This is a genomic window from Streptomyces sp. cg35, from assembly GCF_050410835.1.
GTDB lineage: Bacteria > Actinomycetota > Actinomycetes > Streptomycetales > Streptomycetaceae > Streptomyces.
The window spans coordinates 1,503,459-1,519,683 of the sequence record NZ_CP191268.1 but is presented as its reverse complement, the minus strand read 5'-3'; the positions used below and the strand labels follow the sequence as shown (position 1 = coordinate 1,519,683).

At 68.4% G+C, this 16,225-nt stretch carries 15 protein-coding genes and 1 pseudogene; 7 read left to right on the top strand and 9 right to left on the bottom strand.

Features of this window, described 5'->3' with window-relative positions; all coding sequences use genetic code 11:
* Positions 1 to 23: 23 nt before the first annotated feature.
* Both ACQUQD_RS07315 and ACQUQD_RS07310 read right to left on the bottom strand, forming a co-directional pair.
* Positions 24 to 524 (bottom strand): DUF4383 domain-containing protein, encoded by a 501-nt coding sequence (locus ACQUQD_RS07315; protein WP_428951144.1) that lies wholly within the window; start codon positions 522 to 524, stop codon positions 24 to 26.
* 77 nt (positions 525 to 601) lie between these two features.
* On the bottom strand, positions 602 to 820 hold the full coding sequence (locus ACQUQD_RS07310) for a hypothetical protein (RefSeq protein ID WP_428951142.1): 219 nt from the start codon (positions 818 to 820) through the stop codon (positions 602 to 604).
* Between the two features lie 528 nt (positions 821 to 1,348).
* On the opposite strand from ACQUQD_RS07310, the gene ACQUQD_RS07305 reads away from it, so the two are divergent.
* Complete coding sequence (locus ACQUQD_RS07305) at positions 1,349 to 1,930, top strand: fasciclin domain-containing protein (protein WP_428951141.1); 582 nt, start codon at positions 1,349 to 1,351, stop codon at positions 1,928 to 1,930.
* Between the two features lie 98 nt (positions 1,931 to 2,028).
* Here the strand turns inward: ACQUQD_RS07305 and ACQUQD_RS07300 are convergent, their stop codons facing one another.
* The 3 genes from ACQUQD_RS07300 to ACQUQD_RS07290 all read right to left on the bottom strand — a co-directional run bounded on the left by ACQUQD_RS07300 (position 2,029) and on the right by ACQUQD_RS07290 (position 5,145).
* Positions 2,029 to 2,778, bottom strand: coding sequence for an anti-sigma factor (locus ACQUQD_RS07300; RefSeq protein WP_428951140.1), 750 nt, complete (start codon positions 2,776 to 2,778; stop codon positions 2,029 to 2,031).
* On the bottom strand, positions 2,775 to 3,359 hold the full coding sequence (locus tag ACQUQD_RS07295; protein WP_428951138.1) for a sigma-70 family RNA polymerase sigma factor: 585 nt from the start codon (positions 3,357 to 3,359) through the stop codon (positions 2,775 to 2,777). Before ACQUQD_RS07295 ends, ACQUQD_RS07300 begins: the two co-directional genes overlap by 4 nt.
* 115 nt (positions 3,360 to 3,474) lie before the next feature.
* Positions 3,475 to 5,145 (bottom strand): sulfite oxidase, encoded by a 1,671-nt coding sequence (locus ACQUQD_RS07290; RefSeq protein ID WP_428951137.1) that lies wholly within the window; start codon positions 5,143 to 5,145, stop codon positions 3,475 to 3,477.
* Positions 5,146 to 5,875: 730 nt separating this feature from the next.
* Here ACQUQD_RS07290 and ACQUQD_RS07285 point away from each other — a divergent pair.
* Positions 5,876 to 6,431: pseudogene (locus ACQUQD_RS07285) on the top strand (hypothetical protein); the annotation flags it as partial.
* 259 nt (positions 6,432 to 6,690) lie between these two features.
* Positions 6,691 to 7,902, top strand: a complete 1,212-nt coding sequence (locus ACQUQD_RS07280; protein WP_428951136.1) for a globin domain-containing protein — start codon at positions 6,691 to 6,693, stop codon at positions 7,900 to 7,902.
* Positions 7,903 to 8,335: 433 nt separating this feature from the next.
* Here ACQUQD_RS07280 and ACQUQD_RS07275 read toward each other — a convergent pair whose 3' ends face one another.
* The 3 genes from ACQUQD_RS07275 to ACQUQD_RS07265 all read right to left on the bottom strand — a co-directional run bounded on the left by ACQUQD_RS07275 (position 8,336) and on the right by ACQUQD_RS07265 (position 11,903).
* Positions 8,336 to 8,839: a CBS domain-containing protein gene (locus ACQUQD_RS07275; RefSeq protein WP_428951134.1), complete on the bottom strand. Its 504-nt coding sequence runs from the start codon at positions 8,837 to 8,839 to the stop codon at positions 8,336 to 8,338.
* Between the two features lie 499 nt (positions 8,840 to 9,338).
* A complete protein-coding gene (locus ACQUQD_RS07270) occupies positions 9,339 to 10,637 on the bottom strand; it encodes an SLC13 family permease (protein WP_428951133.1) in 1,299 nt (432 codons plus the stop codon).
* Between the two features lie 735 nt (positions 10,638 to 11,372).
* Positions 11,373 to 11,903 (bottom strand): nitroreductase family deazaflavin-dependent oxidoreductase, encoded by a 531-nt coding sequence (locus ACQUQD_RS07265; RefSeq protein WP_428951132.1) that lies wholly within the window; start codon positions 11,901 to 11,903, stop codon positions 11,373 to 11,375.
* A gap of 150 nt (positions 11,904 to 12,053) precedes the next feature.
* Between ACQUQD_RS07265 and ACQUQD_RS07260 the strand changes: the two genes are divergently transcribed.
* The 3 genes from ACQUQD_RS07260 to ACQUQD_RS07250 all read left to right on the top strand — a co-directional run bounded on the left by ACQUQD_RS07260 (position 12,054) and on the right by ACQUQD_RS07250 (position 13,153).
* Positions 12,054 to 12,188 carry a hypothetical protein gene (locus tag ACQUQD_RS07260; RefSeq protein ID WP_428951131.1) on the top strand — a complete coding sequence of 45 codons (135 nt, stop codon included), beginning with the start codon at positions 12,054 to 12,056 and terminating at the stop codon, positions 12,186 to 12,188.
* Between the two features lie 58 nt (positions 12,189 to 12,246).
* A complete protein-coding gene (locus ACQUQD_RS07255; RefSeq protein WP_428951130.1) occupies positions 12,247 to 12,777 on the top strand; it encodes a MarR family winged helix-turn-helix transcriptional regulator in 531 nt (176 codons plus the stop codon).
* A 181-nt stretch (positions 12,778 to 12,958) separates the two neighbouring features.
* Positions 12,959 to 13,153: a hypothetical protein gene (locus ACQUQD_RS07250; protein ID WP_428951129.1), complete on the top strand. Its 195-nt coding sequence runs from the start codon at positions 12,959 to 12,961 to the stop codon at positions 13,151 to 13,153.
* A gap of 523 nt (positions 13,154 to 13,676) precedes the next feature.
* Here ACQUQD_RS07250 and ACQUQD_RS07245 read toward each other — a convergent pair.
* Entirely contained in the window at positions 13,677 to 15,386 is a 1,710-nt protein-coding gene (locus ACQUQD_RS07245) for a chloride channel protein (protein WP_428957477.1), read from the bottom strand.
* Positions 15,387 to 16,042: 656 nt separating this feature from the next.
* Between ACQUQD_RS07245 and ACQUQD_RS07240 the strand changes: the two genes are divergently transcribed.
* The gene (locus ACQUQD_RS07240) at positions 16,043 to 16,216 is read left to right on the top strand and encodes a hypothetical protein (protein ID WP_428951128.1); all 174 of its coding nucleotides are present in this window, start codon (positions 16,043 to 16,045) and stop codon (positions 16,214 to 16,216) included.
* The last annotated feature ends 9 nt before the right edge of the window (positions 16,217 to 16,225 follow it).

Below are 16,225 nucleotides of genomic sequence, written 5' to 3'. Positions count from 1 at the left end.
AGGAGAGCCCCCGAACGCGCTGGTCAGCCCGAGTGCCGGGAGCGCCAGTACGGGTTGTCGTGGGGGAGGCCTCCGCTGACGCGTCCGTACATGCCGCCGGTCATCAGCAGCAGTCCGACGGCGAAGCTGAACAGGACGTTCTGCATGCGGAAGTTGAGGAAGTTGAAGCGGCTGTCCAGCGCGAACAGGAACGCGAAGCCGGCCAGCAGGAAGGCGATGCCGAGCACCATGTTCACGGTGGACGCGGTGTTGCCGCCGCGGGCGGCGGCCGCCAGCAGCACGGCGCCGACCACAAGGGACAGGATGCTCAGGGCTCCGTTGGTGTTGAGGCCGAGGGCGGTGTTGGCGCCGGTGTCGAAGAAGCCGATCCGGCGGATGAGCCCCAGGACACCGAACGCCAGCAGGAACAGGCCCATGATTCCGGCGCTGTACCGGTAGACCCGGCTCAGACGATGGTCGACCGGCAGATGATCGTCGAGTTTCACCCGCGGGCGCGCGTGGGGACCGGCGTGAAGTGTGGTCATGGTGAGTCACTCCTTGCCCCCACCGGACGTATACGGACGGATACGGACGGATACGGATCGCTGACGTGACCGTGGCGTCAGCAGCTGGGCGGCTGCCAGGCGGTGGGGCGGACGTGGGAGGCGCTGATCCAGCCGTGGGCGTCGTTGTCGAAGTACCAGACCGACGTTCCGTCCGCGTGGCCGCCGTTGGTCTGGCAGAACAGCCGGATGTGGGAGCCCGCGGTCAGCGTGGCGGTAGCCCTCGCGTGCACGGTCGGCGCGTCACGGACGTATACCTCGGTCCGTGCCGTCACCACGGCCGGAGCGGCATGGTCGTCATGTCCGTTCCCGGACCAGGACCAAGCCCCGGCCGCGGACTCCGTCCAGGACCCTGACCAGGTCCATGATTCCGACCAGGAACTGCCGGGTCCCCAGCCGTCCGGGTCCCAGCCGGAAGCGTGAGCGCCGCCGGCGGCAGCGACGCCTGTCAGGACACAGGCCCGGTCAGGGCGGCCGCGCAGACCCCGGCGCGGATCTTCGAGTGGTTCATGGCCGACTCCTCCTCGGGAACGCCCCTCCTGTCTCCCCTGCGCCCGCGGGTCCCGCTGCGAATGGCGCCGCACCATCGGTGCGCCCCCCATCGGTAATCCGGAACCAGTGTCCGCCTCGGATTGCCGAAAGTGACTAAATTCTCAAAACGGTGCAATCCAGATCTCTTGTGGCGTCGAATTCCTGGTGTGAGGGCGCGAATGACGCGCCGACCCCCGGTAGCCCGCGCTCTCACCGGCCCCGGGCCGCTCGGGGGCCCGGCGGGTCCGCTCGCCCGCCGCAAAGGAGTGTTGATCATGACCGCTCATCGCGTAAGCACACGGATCCTGGTCGGAGCGGCGGCGCTCGCGCTGCCGTTCTCGCTGGCGGCGCTGGCGCCGTCCGCGTCGGCCGACGACATGACCGGCCCGTTCGGACCGGCCTGCTCCTCCGTCCCCAAGGACGGTGCGGGCTCCTTCGACGGCATGGCCAAGGACCCGGTGGCGACGGCCGCCTCGAACAACCCGGACCTGTCGACGCTGGTCACGGCGGTGAAGAAGGCCGGCCTGGTAGACACGCTGAACAACGCGAAGGACATCACCGTGTTCGCGCCGACGAACGAGGCGTTCGCGAAGATCCCGAAGGCGGATCTGGACAAGGTCCTCAACGACAAGGCCCAGCTGACCAAGATCCTCACGTATCACGTGGTCGGGGAGAAGGTCACGCAGGACAAGCTGGCCGACGGCAGCTTCAAGACACTGGAGGGCGGCATGCTCACCACGTCCGGTTCGGGCGAGAAGTACAAGGTCAACGACACCGCGAACATCGTCTGCGGCGATGTGCAGACCTCGAACGCCACCGTGCACATCATCGACAGCGTCCTGATGCCCAAGAGCTGACTGTACGACCGAACGGCGCGCAGTCGGAGGGAAAAGGGGAGTCAAGGGGTGCACCGAAGGTGCACCCCTTGATCATGCCCGGGAAGCGCCGAGATCGATCAGGCAGGCAGCTGCAGCAGGGCCACCGGCTGGGTGGTCGGCTGCTTGGATCCGCCGTCCGGTTCGAGAGTGACCCCCACGCCGGACGCCTTGCCGACGGCGCCCGTCATCAGGACGCTCTGGCTCGCTCGGGAGGGGTTCATCAGGCCGGCCGGGCGCATGTGATCGCCATCGGCGAACCACAGTTGGTACACCTTGCCCTTCGGCGGCTCCGCCATACCGGAGGCGATGAAAACGGCCTTGTCCGTGTCGTGCGAGACGACCACTGAGCCGTGCGCCCCGCCCTTGACGGCCGTCGAGGTCACTTTGGCGTCCGGGGCGGCGAGCACGGCGGTGATCTGTTCGGCCTGCTGCTGTACGGCCTCGGCCTGTTGACGGGCCTCGTCGGCCTGCTGGTGCTGCCACAGCGTCGAGCCGCCGAGCGCGGCGGCCGCGGCGACACAGGCGGCGAGCGCCCAGCGCATGGCGTGCCCGCGACGCGCTGTGCGCGACAAAGCCGTCACCGCGGAACGAGGGCGCTCCTGCCGCACACCGGCGATCTGCTCCATCACCTGAGCCTTGAGGCGGGGCGGTGGCAGCATCGTGGCCGCGAGCGCCAGCCGTCCAGCGGTCGCCGTCAGCTCACGTACCTCCTGGGCGCAGTCCTCGCACTTGGCGAGGTGCTGCTCGAACGCGACGCGCTCGTCTTCTTCCAGGGCATCCAATGCGTAGGCGCCCGTCAGCGTGTGCAGGTCGGTCGGGGCGGTCATGCGGTCACCCCCAAGCAGTCGCGAAGCCGGATGAGCCCGTCTCGCAGTCGCGTCTTGATCGTGCCCAACGGGGTGGACAGCGTCTCCGCGACCTCCTTGTACGTGAGGCCCTGGTAGTACGCCAACGTCACCGACTGACGCTGGATCTCACTAAGGGAACGCAGGCAGCGGCGCAACTGTTCCCGCTCCAACTGCCCTTCCACCTGTTCACTCACCTCGTCGAACTCCGGTACCTGATCGAGCAGCGCGACCCGGTGGTCGCGTGCGGCAGCCGCCTCCACCGAGCGGATCCGGTCCACGGTGCGGCGGTGCGCCAGGGTGAGCACCCAGTTCAGGACCGTGCCCCGATCCGGCCGGTAGCGAGCTGCGGTCCGCCAGACCTCGACGAGGACTTCCTGGGCGACTTCCTCGGACTGGGCATGATCGCGTAGCAGCTTGCACACGACGCCGAACACGGGCGCGGCCACCGCGTCGTAGACCACGGAGAACGCATCGCGATCCCCCTGCGCGACGAGGGCAAGCTGTTCCTGCAGATCAGGTCCACGGGCTGGGCCGGGCCTGATCGGCCTGGGGTGTGTCATGTGCCGCCTTCCGAACACCACCGCTGGACAGCGGCAGAGCAGGTCAAAGTCACCAGTAACGCACAGCGTTCCCCCTCTACTCGAACCAGGGCCCGAAGTGCGCTTCGGCCAGGAGTCAGTCGACGGTGACGACGACGGAGTGCCATCCGGAGGCGCCGTCGGGGATGGTCGGGGTGCGCTTCTCGGTCTGGGTCTCGCCGGTGCGGTCGGTGGCCCGGACGGTGAGGGTGTGGCCGCCCTTGGTGGCCTGCCAGGGGTAGGACCATTGCCGCCAGGTGTCGCGGGTGTCCTCGGTGGCGAGGCGGGCCTCTTCCCAGGGGCCGTCGTCGACGCGTACTTCGACCTTGTCGATGCCGCGGTGCTGCGCCCAGGCCACCCCGGCGACCATAACGGTGCCCGCCTTCGGCCGGCCGAACGGCTTGGGGGTGTCGATGCGCGACTCGGTCTTGATGGGCGCCTTCTGCGCCCAGTCCCGCTTGACCCAGTACGAGTCGTAGGAGTCGAACGTGGTCAGCTCGATGTCCTCGATCCACTTGCAGGCCGACACATAGCCGTACAGCCCCGGGACCACCATGCGCACAGGGAAACCGTGCTCGAAGGGGAGCGGTTGGCCGTTCATGCCGAGGGCGAGCATCGCGTCCCGGCCGTCCATCACGTCCTCGACGGGACTGCCGATGGTCATCCCGTCCACCGAACGCGCCACCAGCTGGTCGGCGGGCCCGCCCTTCGACGGCGGTTTCACCCCGCACTGCGTGAGGAGGTCGGTCAGGCGGACGCCGATCCAGCGGGCGTTGCCGACGTAGGGGCCGCCGACCTCGTTGGAGACGCAGGTCAAGGTGATGTTGCGTTCGATGAGCGGCATCTTCAGCAGGTCGTCAAAGGAGACGGTCAGTTCGCGCTCCACGCCCTTGCCATGGATGCGCAGCTTCCAGCTGGTGGCGTCGACCTTGGGCACGACCAGCGCGGTGTCGACGCGGTAGAAGTCACCGTTGGGCGTCATGAAGGGGCTGATGTCCTTGATCCGCAGGGCCGCGCCGCGCGGGACCGGGGCCGCCTTCGACGCCGGGGCGGGGATCACGACGTCCTTGCGGGAGGCGACGGCGTTCTGGCCCTGCGAGCCGTTCAGAGCGCGTCCCGCAAGGCCGGCGCCGGTGGAGGCGGCGGCCGCGGCGGTGGCGGCCAGGATGAACCCGCGCCGGTCCCACCCCGACCCATCTGAGCCGTCGGCCTGTACGGGGGCTGTGTCATCCAGTGTCTGCGCCGCGCCGTCACCCGAGACCGAGCCTCGAGAGGCAGAGGCCTGGCCGGCGACGTCCCCGGTGCGTCCCAGCCGGCCGATCAAGTAGTAGAGCAGACAGGCGCCGACGATGGCGCCGACGGCGGAGGGCAGCGCGTCCGTGATGCCGGTGGAGTCGGGCCTGCTGGTGGCGGCCAGAGCGCCGACGACGCCGAACGCGAGGACACCCAGTGAGCCGATCAGCCGCCACCGTGCGGCGAGCGCCCCCAGGACCAGGGCGAGCACGGTCAGCACGGCCAGGATGCCCAGTTGCAGCACCAGCTTGTCGTTCGTGCCGAACTGCCGGATCGCCCAGTCCTTGACCGCCGGCGGGGTGCGGTCGATCGCCGCCCCGCCCACCGCGATGACCGGACCCGATTCGGGCCGCACCGCCGCGGAGACCAGCTCGGCGACCGCGATCGCCGCATATCCGGCGAGCAGTCCGCTCAGTGCGCCCAGAGACAGGCGTTTGATGCCGCGCAGCGGCGTGGAGGTCGAGTCGTCGTCCATGTCCGGGAATCCGTTCTTGCGCTGCGCCTGGATTGGTCGTTCACGCCATCGAGGGATGAAGGGGCATGCGGCAGCAGTAGCAGGAAGAGCAGCACGGTCCCTGGTGGCAGCGCCGCCGGGCTGCCGGTATTCCACGGTCTGGAGGGCAGCGTGCGGGGCGAAAGAGTGACGGCTTGTGCGAAGACCAAGCCGTGGGGCACAGGCCGCCGGATTACCGGCGGGCACACAGCCCCACACCACACCGCCCGACCAGATGAGGCAATGGCCGCCGCAGGGAAGCGGTGATACCTGCCGCTTCAGCGGCCAGGTCGATTACTCCGGGGGAGCAGCTGTGAGAGCGCACATCCTGTTCGCGTCGTTGATGAGGCGGGTACGGCCCGAGCCTGCGGCTGGTTGCCGGTTCAAGGCTCGTGCCTGCCGCGGCGGTAGGAAGCAAGGTGCGTGTGGCCGAGGCGAAACGCGCCTCGCGGCCTGCCGCTTGAGCTCCGAAACGTGTCCGGTGATGCCGCCCGCGGTGCTGAGGGAAGCCGTGTTGAGAGCCATCTCGCACACACCTCAGGAACCCGCAGACACACACGCCGCTCCACAGACCGACCACGATGCGACCAATCCGCCTCCCGGTAGGCCTCCGGAATAGGGGAGTCAGAAGCTTGTGGAGTCCGAAGCCGTCGGCAGATTGCTGAACGGCACAGGGAAGAGGCTTGCTGCGACAGCCCGTCCCACCGCACGGTTGACCGCCCTTGCCGCCGTTCCCGCGGCTCTCGCCCTCGCCGCTGTTCCCGCCGCAGCACACTCAGGCCACACCGCGGCAAGTGGCTCCGGCGACACGTACCAGATCGACCTGGCTTCCCTGAACAACTCCGGCGCCAAGGGCACAGCGATGCTCATGCTCGACGGCACCCGGCTCACCGTGAAGATCGAAGCGTCCGGACTCGTGCCCGGCCAGCCTCACGCACAGCACTTCAACGGTTCCACCGACGGCCATGACTTCCACTGCCCGGACGCGTCCGCGGACAAGAACAAGGACGGCATCGTCACCACCGCCGAGGGCCTTCCGGTCTACGGCGACATCAACATCTCCTTGACCACCAGGGGCGACACATCCAAGACGAGCGGTCTGGCCGTCGACCGGATGCCGGTCGCAGACCAGAACGGCACACTCTCCTACGAGCGCACGATCACCGTGTCGCAAGGGCAAGAGCGAACTCGACCCCAAGCTTCCGCAGGAAGCGACCGCCCCGACGGACCGCGGCATGGTCCAGGCTCCCGCACCGAGCAATACGCCAAGAAGGACGTCCCCTCCATCGACGTCTACGGCAACGTCGACTACGCCGGACTGCGACTGATCACTTGCGCCGGCACATACAGCGGTCACTCCTACGCCGACAACACGGTCGTCTACGCCCGCCTCGACCCCGAGTCCTGAACCCGCGCCCGAACCCCGGCGGCGCCTCCGTGGATTTCTTTGTGGAGTAGACCAATCCGTCGGGGCTGGGGTCCCGGATTCCTGGCAGGGGACAGTGGGCGAGACGAGGGGGAGCGGCCGTGGACGAGCAGGACGTGGCTGTGGTGCAGGACAGTTTGCAGCGAGCATCGGCCCGCGGCGTGCACGTGGTCCGGTACTTCTATGCGCACTTGTTCGGGAGCAGACCGGACCTGCGTCGGCTGTTCCCTGCCGAACTCGGGGAGCAGCACGAGCGGCTGCTGAACGCGCTGCTGCACGTGATCACCCATCTCGACAGCCCCGCCACGGTGTCCTACCTCCAACGGCTGGGTCGTGACCACCGCCGGTACGGCATCGCCCGGCGTGATTACCTCAGCGTCGGACAGAGCCTGATCGCATCGATCGCCGAGCACACTCCCCGCACCTGGAACGAGGACACCGAACGAGCCTGGACGAACGTGTACGGCATGGCGATGGACACCATGCTGGCCGCGGCCCAACAGGACAAGGACGCACGGCGCCCGGCGAGTTGGGAGGCCACAGTGGTCTCCCGCCGCCTGGACCGCACGGGACACACGGTGGTCCTGCAGATGGTTCCCGACCAGCCCTACGCCTTCCGGCCCGGTCAGTACGCGGCTGTCCACCACCCGGAACTGCGCGGCGTGTGGCGCCCCTACTCGTTGTTGCGCCCGGACGACGACGCGACACGCGGCGAGGTGGAACTCCACATCGCCCGCACACCCCATGGGCCTTTGAGCGCGCTGCTGTGCGACCGCACCTTTCCCGGGCAGTCCCTCACCGTGTCCACGCCGGGCGGGGACGGCTGGGGCGCCCAGGACACGGGACCGCTGACCCTGATCGCGGCAGGCACGGGGTGGGCTCCGGCCCGTGCCGTCCTCAGCGAGCAGGTGCAACGCTTCCCGGCGCGCAGCATTGACCTGCACATAGTGGCCCGTAGCCGTGACCACTTCTACGACCAGTCCCATCTCGCCCAGCTCGAGAGCCGACACCACCAGTTGACCTGCCACTGGTGGTGGCCACGGGACCCGGACCGGGTCCGCGGGTTCCAGCGTGCGTTCCAGGACCATCTGGCCGGTGAGCGCTCCTTGGCCGCCCGTCACGTCTATGTCGCGGGTCCCCCCGCCTTCGTCCGCGACACCGTGGGCACCCTGGAAGAACACAACCGGCCACTCAGCGTGACGCACGATCCGCTCCCTGCGGAGCACTCCCAAACACCGCTCACCCACGCAGAACGCGTCCTCGACCCGCCCCGTCCACGTTGGGTCAACCCGTCGCTGCACCACACCGGATGACCACCGGGCGGTGTCAGCCGCCGAACGCCGACGGATCCGCGACAACAAGTCGCCACTGGACTCGGCGGAGCCGCGTCTCTGCACCACGTGCGAGGCGCGAAACTGTCGGGCCCCACGATCTCTGCTCTCCAGCAACTATGTGTCTCGATCGAGAGAACCCTGAAATGAGCCGCGTATTCACGGTGCGCAGGAGCATCGACATCGGGGTGACTCCCGAGGTTGCCCATCAGGCCGTGAGTCGTCCTGAAGACATGGGCCGGTGAAGCTTCCAGTTCTGGAACATCGACAGGACGCTGCAGAACCTCAAGTGTGAGCTGGAACTTGCCAACGCCGCCTGACGCGGCAGTGCGGTACGCACCGCTCACCGCCGCGGCCCGACCGGCTGTGGGTAAGCGAGGGGTGCAACGGCCGTCCGGCCGGTGAGCCTACTTCGTCATACGACGGGCGGAGTCGGATGGGACGGTTGGCTGCCGTCTGGCTCTGAACCGGCCAGCAGTTCGTGCAGAAGGTGGGATGCGGTGATCACGCCCAGAAGATGCGGGCCGTCCTTGGCCGTCTCCACGACCGCGACGAGGGGACTGCGGGCCTGAGCCATGAGCGCGGCCACTTCCAGCGCCGTGTCGTCGGGTACGGCGACCGGCGGCGGCCCGGACTGTACGGGGAGACAGTCGGCGACGCTGCGTCCGGCCAACGCCCGGCAGAGACGGTCCGCATGTTTCTCGTCGACGACCGCGGCCAGAGTCGGATCCTCGATCACGTAGGTCGGCACGAGCGCCTTGACCAGTTGGGAAGCAGGAAGGATCGCCGTGGGGGAGCCGTCGGTGCCGAGAACGAGGAGGCCGGGCAGCTGTTGTTCGGCCATGAGGCGGGCGGCCGCGGTGGCATCAGTGTTGACGTCCACGGTCTGGTAAGGGATGGCAAGGTCGCGTGCTCGCATGGTCGGCTCCTGGGGAGGGTCGGTGGCGCTCAGCCGGGGGCTGGGGTGCTCCGGAGAGGCTCGGCGAGACTGCGGTGGGTGGTGTGGCGAGGACGCGCCATTGGCCAGGCCGGAAGCACTTGGCGATGTTATGGCCCCCGGCTGCGGATATCCGGCGACATGGAGTGCTGCGAACGGCAGGACACCGCGTTCGACGGGGATCTGACGTCCCATCATGGCACCGGCGAAAGCGGAGGCCTTAGGGTCACCAGGACGATCATGCTGCGTCCGGTGGCCCCCTTCGCAGCGGGCTCGTTTCGCAGGGGCCGGGACACCGTCATCATTGGTTTCCGAGCTGTCCCCCAGGCGGGGGCGTTGGCACCCGTGGTGGGCAGAACGGGGGTTGCCCGGTCCGAGTCGGGTGTCTCGCAGCGCCGGGCGGGGCGCCTTCGGCGCTGCGCAGCAGCAGCTCATCGGCCGGGACGGCTTGGCTGGTCCTTTCGACGGCAGTGGCCGTGGTTCAGGTCTGAGCGAAGTAGCGCAGCCAGATGTATGTCGCCGAGATCGCCACCGTGACGGTCGTGACGACGAGTCCGTACTTGGTGAACTGCCAGAAGGAGATGGGCTGTCGGTTGCGCTCGGCGATCCCGAGGACGACGACGTTGGCGCTGGCACCGATGGCGGTGGCATTGCCCCCGAGGTCGGCTCCCAGGGCCAGTGCCCACCACATGACGTGATCACCGGCGCCGCCCATGTCGCGGACAAGGTCGGCGGTGATCGGGGCCATGGTGGCGACGTAGGGGATGTTGTCGACGACGCCGGACAGGACTGCGGACGCGCCCAGCATGACCATGGATCCGCCGAGTTCGCTACCGCCGATGACATCGGCAAGCGCTGTGGAGATCTCGCTGATGACGCCGGTCTCGATGAGGCCGCCGATCATGATGAAGAGCCCGGCGAAGAAGGCGAGGGTGGGCCATTCCACCTCGCTGAGCACGTCGCCCGTCTCGACTGTCGAGACGGCGACAAGGAGACCGGCGCCGAGCAGGGCGACGACGCTGGGCTCGTAGTGCACGACCGGGTGCAGCACGAACCCGGCGACCACGAGCGCCAGGACGACAAGCCCCTGCACGAGAAGGCGAGGGTTCTTGATGGCCTCCCGTTCCTCCAATGCCATCACCTCGGCGGCCCGGTCCTCGTCGTAGACGAATGCCCTGCGGAACATGATCCGGCACAGCAGTACCAGCACGGCCGTCAGGACGGCCGCCAGGGGAGCGAGATGGACCAGGAAGTCGTTGAACGTCAGCCCGGCGCGGCTGGCGATGATGATGTTGGGCGGGTCGCCGACGAGGGTGGCGATGCCGCCGATGTTGGAAGCGAAGACCTCGGCGATCAGGAACGGGGCCACAGGCAGGGCGAGCCGTTCGCACACCAGCAGGGTGACCGGCGCGACGAGGAGGACGGTGGTGACGTTGTCGAGCAGCGCGGAGGCCGTGGCAGTGATGACGACGAGCATGACCATCACGCGGAACGGTCTGGCGTGCGCTCGTTTCACTGCCCAGATGGCCAGGAACTCGAACATGCCGGTCTTCTTCAGCACGCCGACGATCATCATCATGCCCATGAGCAGGAAGATGACGTTCCAGTCGATGCCGGAGTCGGTCGAGTAGAAGGCCGACTTGTCGTCCGTGGCGCCGATGGCCAGCATCAGCCCTGCACCACCGAGTGCGGCGGCGACACGGTGGATCTTCTCGCTGATGATCAAGGCGTAGGCGCCGACGAACACAATGATCGCCGCCCAGCTGTGCCAGTCGTTCACGGTCCTCCGATGAGACGTTTCACGCGGTGGGCAGGGTTATGGGGCCCACCAACTCGTTACGGTCGCCCTTGTGATCGCGGACGGCGGCCATGGGGCTGTCGGTCCAGGACGTCACCGCGGTGATGTGCAAGGTGCCGGCCGCGGGTCCGCCGCACGCACGTCGGGATCGGCGCCGAGGTAACTGATCCGCCACCGTGATCCCGGCCATGGAGTTCCGTCTCGACGCCACTGTCGGTGCGCCGACGTTCGGCCGCAAAGAGGGTGTCCTCGACTTCGAAGAGGCAGGCGATCGGTGACGCCGGCGTGCCCCGTCAGACCGGACAGCAGCACTGCGACGAGGAGCGCGACACCGACGACGGCGATGAGGACCACGGCCGGATTCCCCCGATCAGCGAAGAGAGCTCTCCTGGAATCCGAGCCCCAGAGGGGATCTCGAATTCGCCGACCAGACTTCCCGGCACACCGCGGGGAACCCTACATGTTCTTGACGCGGCATTGTCAGATCCTTGACGCGCAGCTCAACCCGGCGCTGTTGGCCGGGAACTGGAACTGCCCCGTAATCGAGCGACGGGTCGACCGGGCCGCGGCCTCGATTCGCTCACGCGCTGATGGTTCCGCGGGGCGGTGCGGCGTATCGCTTGCCCGGTGTCCGTGAGGAACCTCCGCCCGATGTCGTCCGGTCCGTGTTTTGCGGTCGCTTTCACCCTTCAGCCTTCGGTGCTGACGGCCGCGTCCTCACGCAGATTCGTCATGGCGGGTGCGGTACGAGTGCGGCGCGGCTTCGAGTCGGACGAACGGGATCTGCCGTCCCGCCTGTCGGTACGAGTCGGTGCTGCCGTCGACGTCGAAGCCCATGAACGCGCACAGGCGTCGGGCCGTGCGGGGATGGGCCGCAGCATGGCGGGCCATGGTCTCAGCGCCCTCGTCGGAGTTCAGGAAGTAGGCGGTGACGGCGTGGTGACGGTTGCCGACCTGGATGGTCGTCTTCGGCGTGGCTCGGAGATCTTGGTACCAGGCGGCTTCGGGACCGAAGCCGGAGGCCAGGATCCAGGTGCCCCGGTCGGCTTCGTGCGCGACCACCTCCAGCACGACGCGCCGGTCGAGGCCACTGGTCCGCCCGGTGTGATGCAGAAGCAGCAGGCGCTTTCCGAGAAGAGGTCCGAGGCCCACGTGGTAGAGAGCGAGGGGCAGCCGCGCGAGGCGTCGACGCCAGCCGCGGGGCAGGGCGGGGCGGCGAAGATGGGGGTCCTGCTGCTGCGACGACATGGCACGCCTCCTCGTGTTCTGCGCGGGACTCGATTCCGTAACAGACACGGACATCAACGATTAGCCCATGCAAGCTTTGCATAGTCTAAAGCCGAGGGGAGGCCGCTCGGCGAGACGGCTCGTACGGGTAGCGACACTGCTGGGAGCGTCATGAGCAGTACGGAGCGGCGGGACGACCGGCTGGTCCTGCCCCGGCTGCCGGTCGTGGCACTGTTCCTGTGCTCGATCGCAGAGATGGCCCATGCGCCGCCGCCAGGCTTCTGCCGCGCTGTCGTTGAGGGGTGAGACATGCTGACTGAGACGCGGGAAGCGCGCGACGTCGCGTGCAGGGTAGAAATGTGCCATGGCCAGGAAAGCGGCTCCGGCGGAGCGCATGGACGATGTGGATGCGGTGACCCGTGCGGTGCTGACCGCGTCGCGGGTGTTGGTCGCGGTGTCCGCGCGCTCGTTGGCGGAGGTCGAGGACGGGGTGACCTTGCCGCAGTTCCGCATGCTGGTGGTGCTTTCTTCCCGTGGCGCGACCAAACTGGTGGCGCTGGCCGAGCTGTTGGGGGTGGCGCCGTCCACGGCGATGCGGATGGTCGACCGGCTGATCGCGGTGGGGCTCGCGGACCGGCAGATCAACCCGGCCAACCGGCGCGAGACTCTGTTGCGCCTCACCGACGAGGGCCGGCGCACGGTGGCGGACGTCACGGCTCGGCGTCGTCAGGAGATCGCGTCGATCGTCGAGCGGCTCGCGCCGCAGCAGCGCACGGCGCTCATCGACGCGTTGACCGACTTCAACCGGGCGGGTGGCGAACCGTCGGCCCCGTCCTTGGGCGAGGGCGCGGACCTTTATCCGCTGGGCTGGGGCGATTCACCGACGGCGGACTGAGCGGCGGTAGCGTCCTGGGACCTCCTGCCCGCGTCAGAGAACGACAGGAGGTACCAACCGCATGACTGGATGGACCGTACGGGGTCATCAGGACGGACACGGCCACGGATACGAGCGGGCGGGCGTGGGCTTCGCAGGGTCTTCTTCGTCCGGTGCTTACTGGACCGCACCGTCGCCTGTCGTGGTGCACGACGCGCACGACGGTGGTGGACGAAGCGTCACGGTTCGCGGCCGGCAGGCGGGTGTGGCCCGCTCCGTGGACGATGTCGTCGCACTGCTCCGTCTGCTCGGCGTCGACCTGGATGCCGAGGAAGCAGCGGTCTCGCCGCTGATCGAGTGGCGGGGCGGCGGACCTGCCATGTGGTGGGGGCCTTGAGGAAAGCGCGGTGTGCTCCGGCAGAGCCTCGGACGAGTTGAGCTCGTGCCCCTCGGAGAGGCCGGCGAGCGACCAGTGGCCGTTCTTCGCTTTGTAGGAGGGCTGGTTGATCTCCCAGTCGTGGTACTTCTCACGTGCCACGCCTAGCGCTGCAGGGGCGTTGAGCCAGGCCAGGGCCAGCACGGCTCCCGCACCGAGCCAGGTCTTGCGGTCCTTGAGAAGAGGGCTACGGGCGGCGGCCATGGGTGCCTCCAGGCGATGTCGTACGCGGGGCTGTGGCGTATCGACGACTACCGCAGGCCCGGAGGCGGAGGGCGCAGGCGCGCGTTTTCGCACTGTGCAAGACAACTCGGGTCGCGCCTTACAGCTGTCGCGTTCCGCGAGCGGATGCCGTGCACAGCGGCGGCGAGGCCCTTACCGCGGCCTTGTACTCCAGTTGGTCTGGCGGCACGACACCGGCCACCCTGTCCGTGGGCGGTGCCGAACACGGCGTTCGAGGAACGCTGTCGTGCCACTGAGGCCACTAGGAGGGCAGCAACTCCGCCGCGCGCTGCTTTTCGGGAGTGTGCAGTGCCCGCAAAGCTCCTTGGTGGCTCAACCAGCCGACCGGTTCACCCTTGTCGGGGTCCAGGACCGGTAGCCCCGTTCCCGATGCGGACAGCAAGGCGGGCAGAGCAGTGGCGAGTTGCTGGTCCGAGGTGATGCGGGGCGCAGGCTCGGCGAGGTCACCGGCCGTCGCCGGTGCGCCGTCGGGTTGCTCGGCGAGTGCCTCCGCGACGGTACGCGCCGTGACGATGCCCACGTAGGTGCCCCCGGGATCGCGGACGGGCAGTGCCCCGTGCCCGGACTGGCTCAGCCGGTCGGCCGTCTGCGTCAGTCCCAGCGTCGTCGGCACAGGCGCGGGGAACTGCTCCATCACGGAGGCGACCGACTCGGCGCCGATGAGCGCGCCGCGCGCCGGCCCCTCCAGATCTATTCCCCGACGGCGGAGCTTGAGCGTGTAGATCGTGTCGCGGGTCAGGGCGCGGCTGGTCACCGTGGCGAGCACGATCGCGAGCATCAGCGGGAGGATGATCGAGTACTCGCCGGTGAGCTCGAAGAGGATCACCACAGCGGTGATCGGTGCGCGTGCGGCTCCGGCGAAGACGGCCCCCATGCCGACCAGCGCGTAGGCGCCGACAGCTCCGGCCGTCCCGGGCAGCAGGTCGTGCGCGCCTGCCCCGAAGGCGGCCCCCAGCATCGCCCCGATGAACAGACTCGGCGCGAACACGCCGCCCGAGCCGCCGATCCCGATGGTCAGGCTCGTCGCGATCATCTTCCCGACGAGCAGCACCAGAAGGAACCCGATCGCGTACTTCCCCTCCGTGGCACCTTCCAGCACCGGATAGCCCACCCCGTACATCTCGGGCAGGGCCAGCAGCACCAGGCCGAGGGCGAGGCCGCCGACCGCGGGACGCAGCCACTCCGGCCCGCGCCAGACCCAGTCGCAGGCGTCCTCGATGGCGTACAGGACGCGCGAGAACACAACCCCGACCGCCCCCGCGACGACACCGAGCACAGCGAACAATCCGTACTGCGCGAGGTGCTGCACATGAAAGGCAGGCAGGCTGAGGAAAGCCACGTCGCCGAAGGCCGCGCGCCCGATGACGCTCGCGGTGACGCTGGCGAGCACGGTCGCGCCGAACGCCTCGATGCTGAACGCGGCCAGGATCAGCTCCATCGCGAAGATGACCCCGGCGAGCGGAGCGTTGAACGTGGCCGCGATACCTCCCGCCGCGCCGCAGGCCACGAGCAGCTTCATCCGGTCTTCGGCCAGTTTGGTGAGCCGGCCGAGGGTGGAGCCGAGCGCGGAGCCGATCTGGACGATGGGTCCCTCACGGCCCACCGAACCGCCGGAGCCGATGGTCAGGGCCGAGGCGAGGGTCTTGACCACGGCGACCTTCGGGCTGATCCGGCCGCCGCGCTGGGCGACCGCGAGCATCACCTCCGGCACCCCGTGCCCCCGGGCCTCCTTCGCGAACCGGTTCACCAACGGCCCGTACAAGAGGCCGCCGATGACCGGTGCGGTCAGGACGAAGAAGGGCCCCAGCCATGGAACGTGCGGGTTGTCGCTCCCCGGGGCGGCCGCATAGTCGGCGTGTCCCGAGAAGAGTCGCGTGAAGGTCTGGATGCACCAGCGGAAGACGATGGACCCCAGTCCTGCTCCCGCGCCGACCAGGACGGCCAGCACCATCATCGAGCCCCGGCTGCCCGGGACCGGGCGTCTTGCCCGGCTGTCACTGCGTATGCCGCTCATTGTTTCCCCTTCCTTACATTTGCATTATGCAAAATGCCGTGGAGGGCGAGTCGGGCGGGCCGTCTGTGAGTGCCGGGTGTCCGTTGCGGCAAACGGTTCAATCCTCGCCGGGCAGTGCCGACGCGCCAGAGCGCATGGTGCGGATCTTGCAACCCTCGCACTCCGGGCGGTTGAGGCGACTGGATCGGTGAGGGCGCGGAGCGGCCCGCGAGGTGGTACCCGGCCGTGATGCGGTCCCGCTCGTTCACGGTCACGTCGATGCCGTAGGTGCTCTCCCGGCCGTCACCGCAGTCCAGGCAGGCGAAAGAGTAGCTGCGCCGCATGTGTTCGGTGCCCATGATCGCCTCCCGGTGACGGTGTCCTTCGGGATCGCTCTACCCATTATTGCACCATGCAAAATGGCTGATTGGGGTGGTGTTGGCCTTGCTCTACGGGGCGGTGTCACGTGGCGCGGTATGGGCGCCTTCTTCAAGGACTGCGAGCACCCCGGGTCCCGGTGGTCCAAGTGCCCACGCGTAAAAGATCCGTTACCGCAACGCGGGGGGCAGACCGAGGAGGCCGGCTTCGCGCGGCAGGATGACGCGATCGACCGTTTGACGGAGATCTACAACGAGAAGAGGCGCCGGCCGGGATCCCGGGCGAGGGCGGAGCGCAGAGCGAAGTACGGCGCCATGCGCTTCGAGGAGTACGCGGAGGAGTGGAAGGGAGGCCAGCGGCACCTGGCCGTCGGGTCCATCCGCCATCTCGACTCGCTCCTGGAGCACTGAACCTTTTCC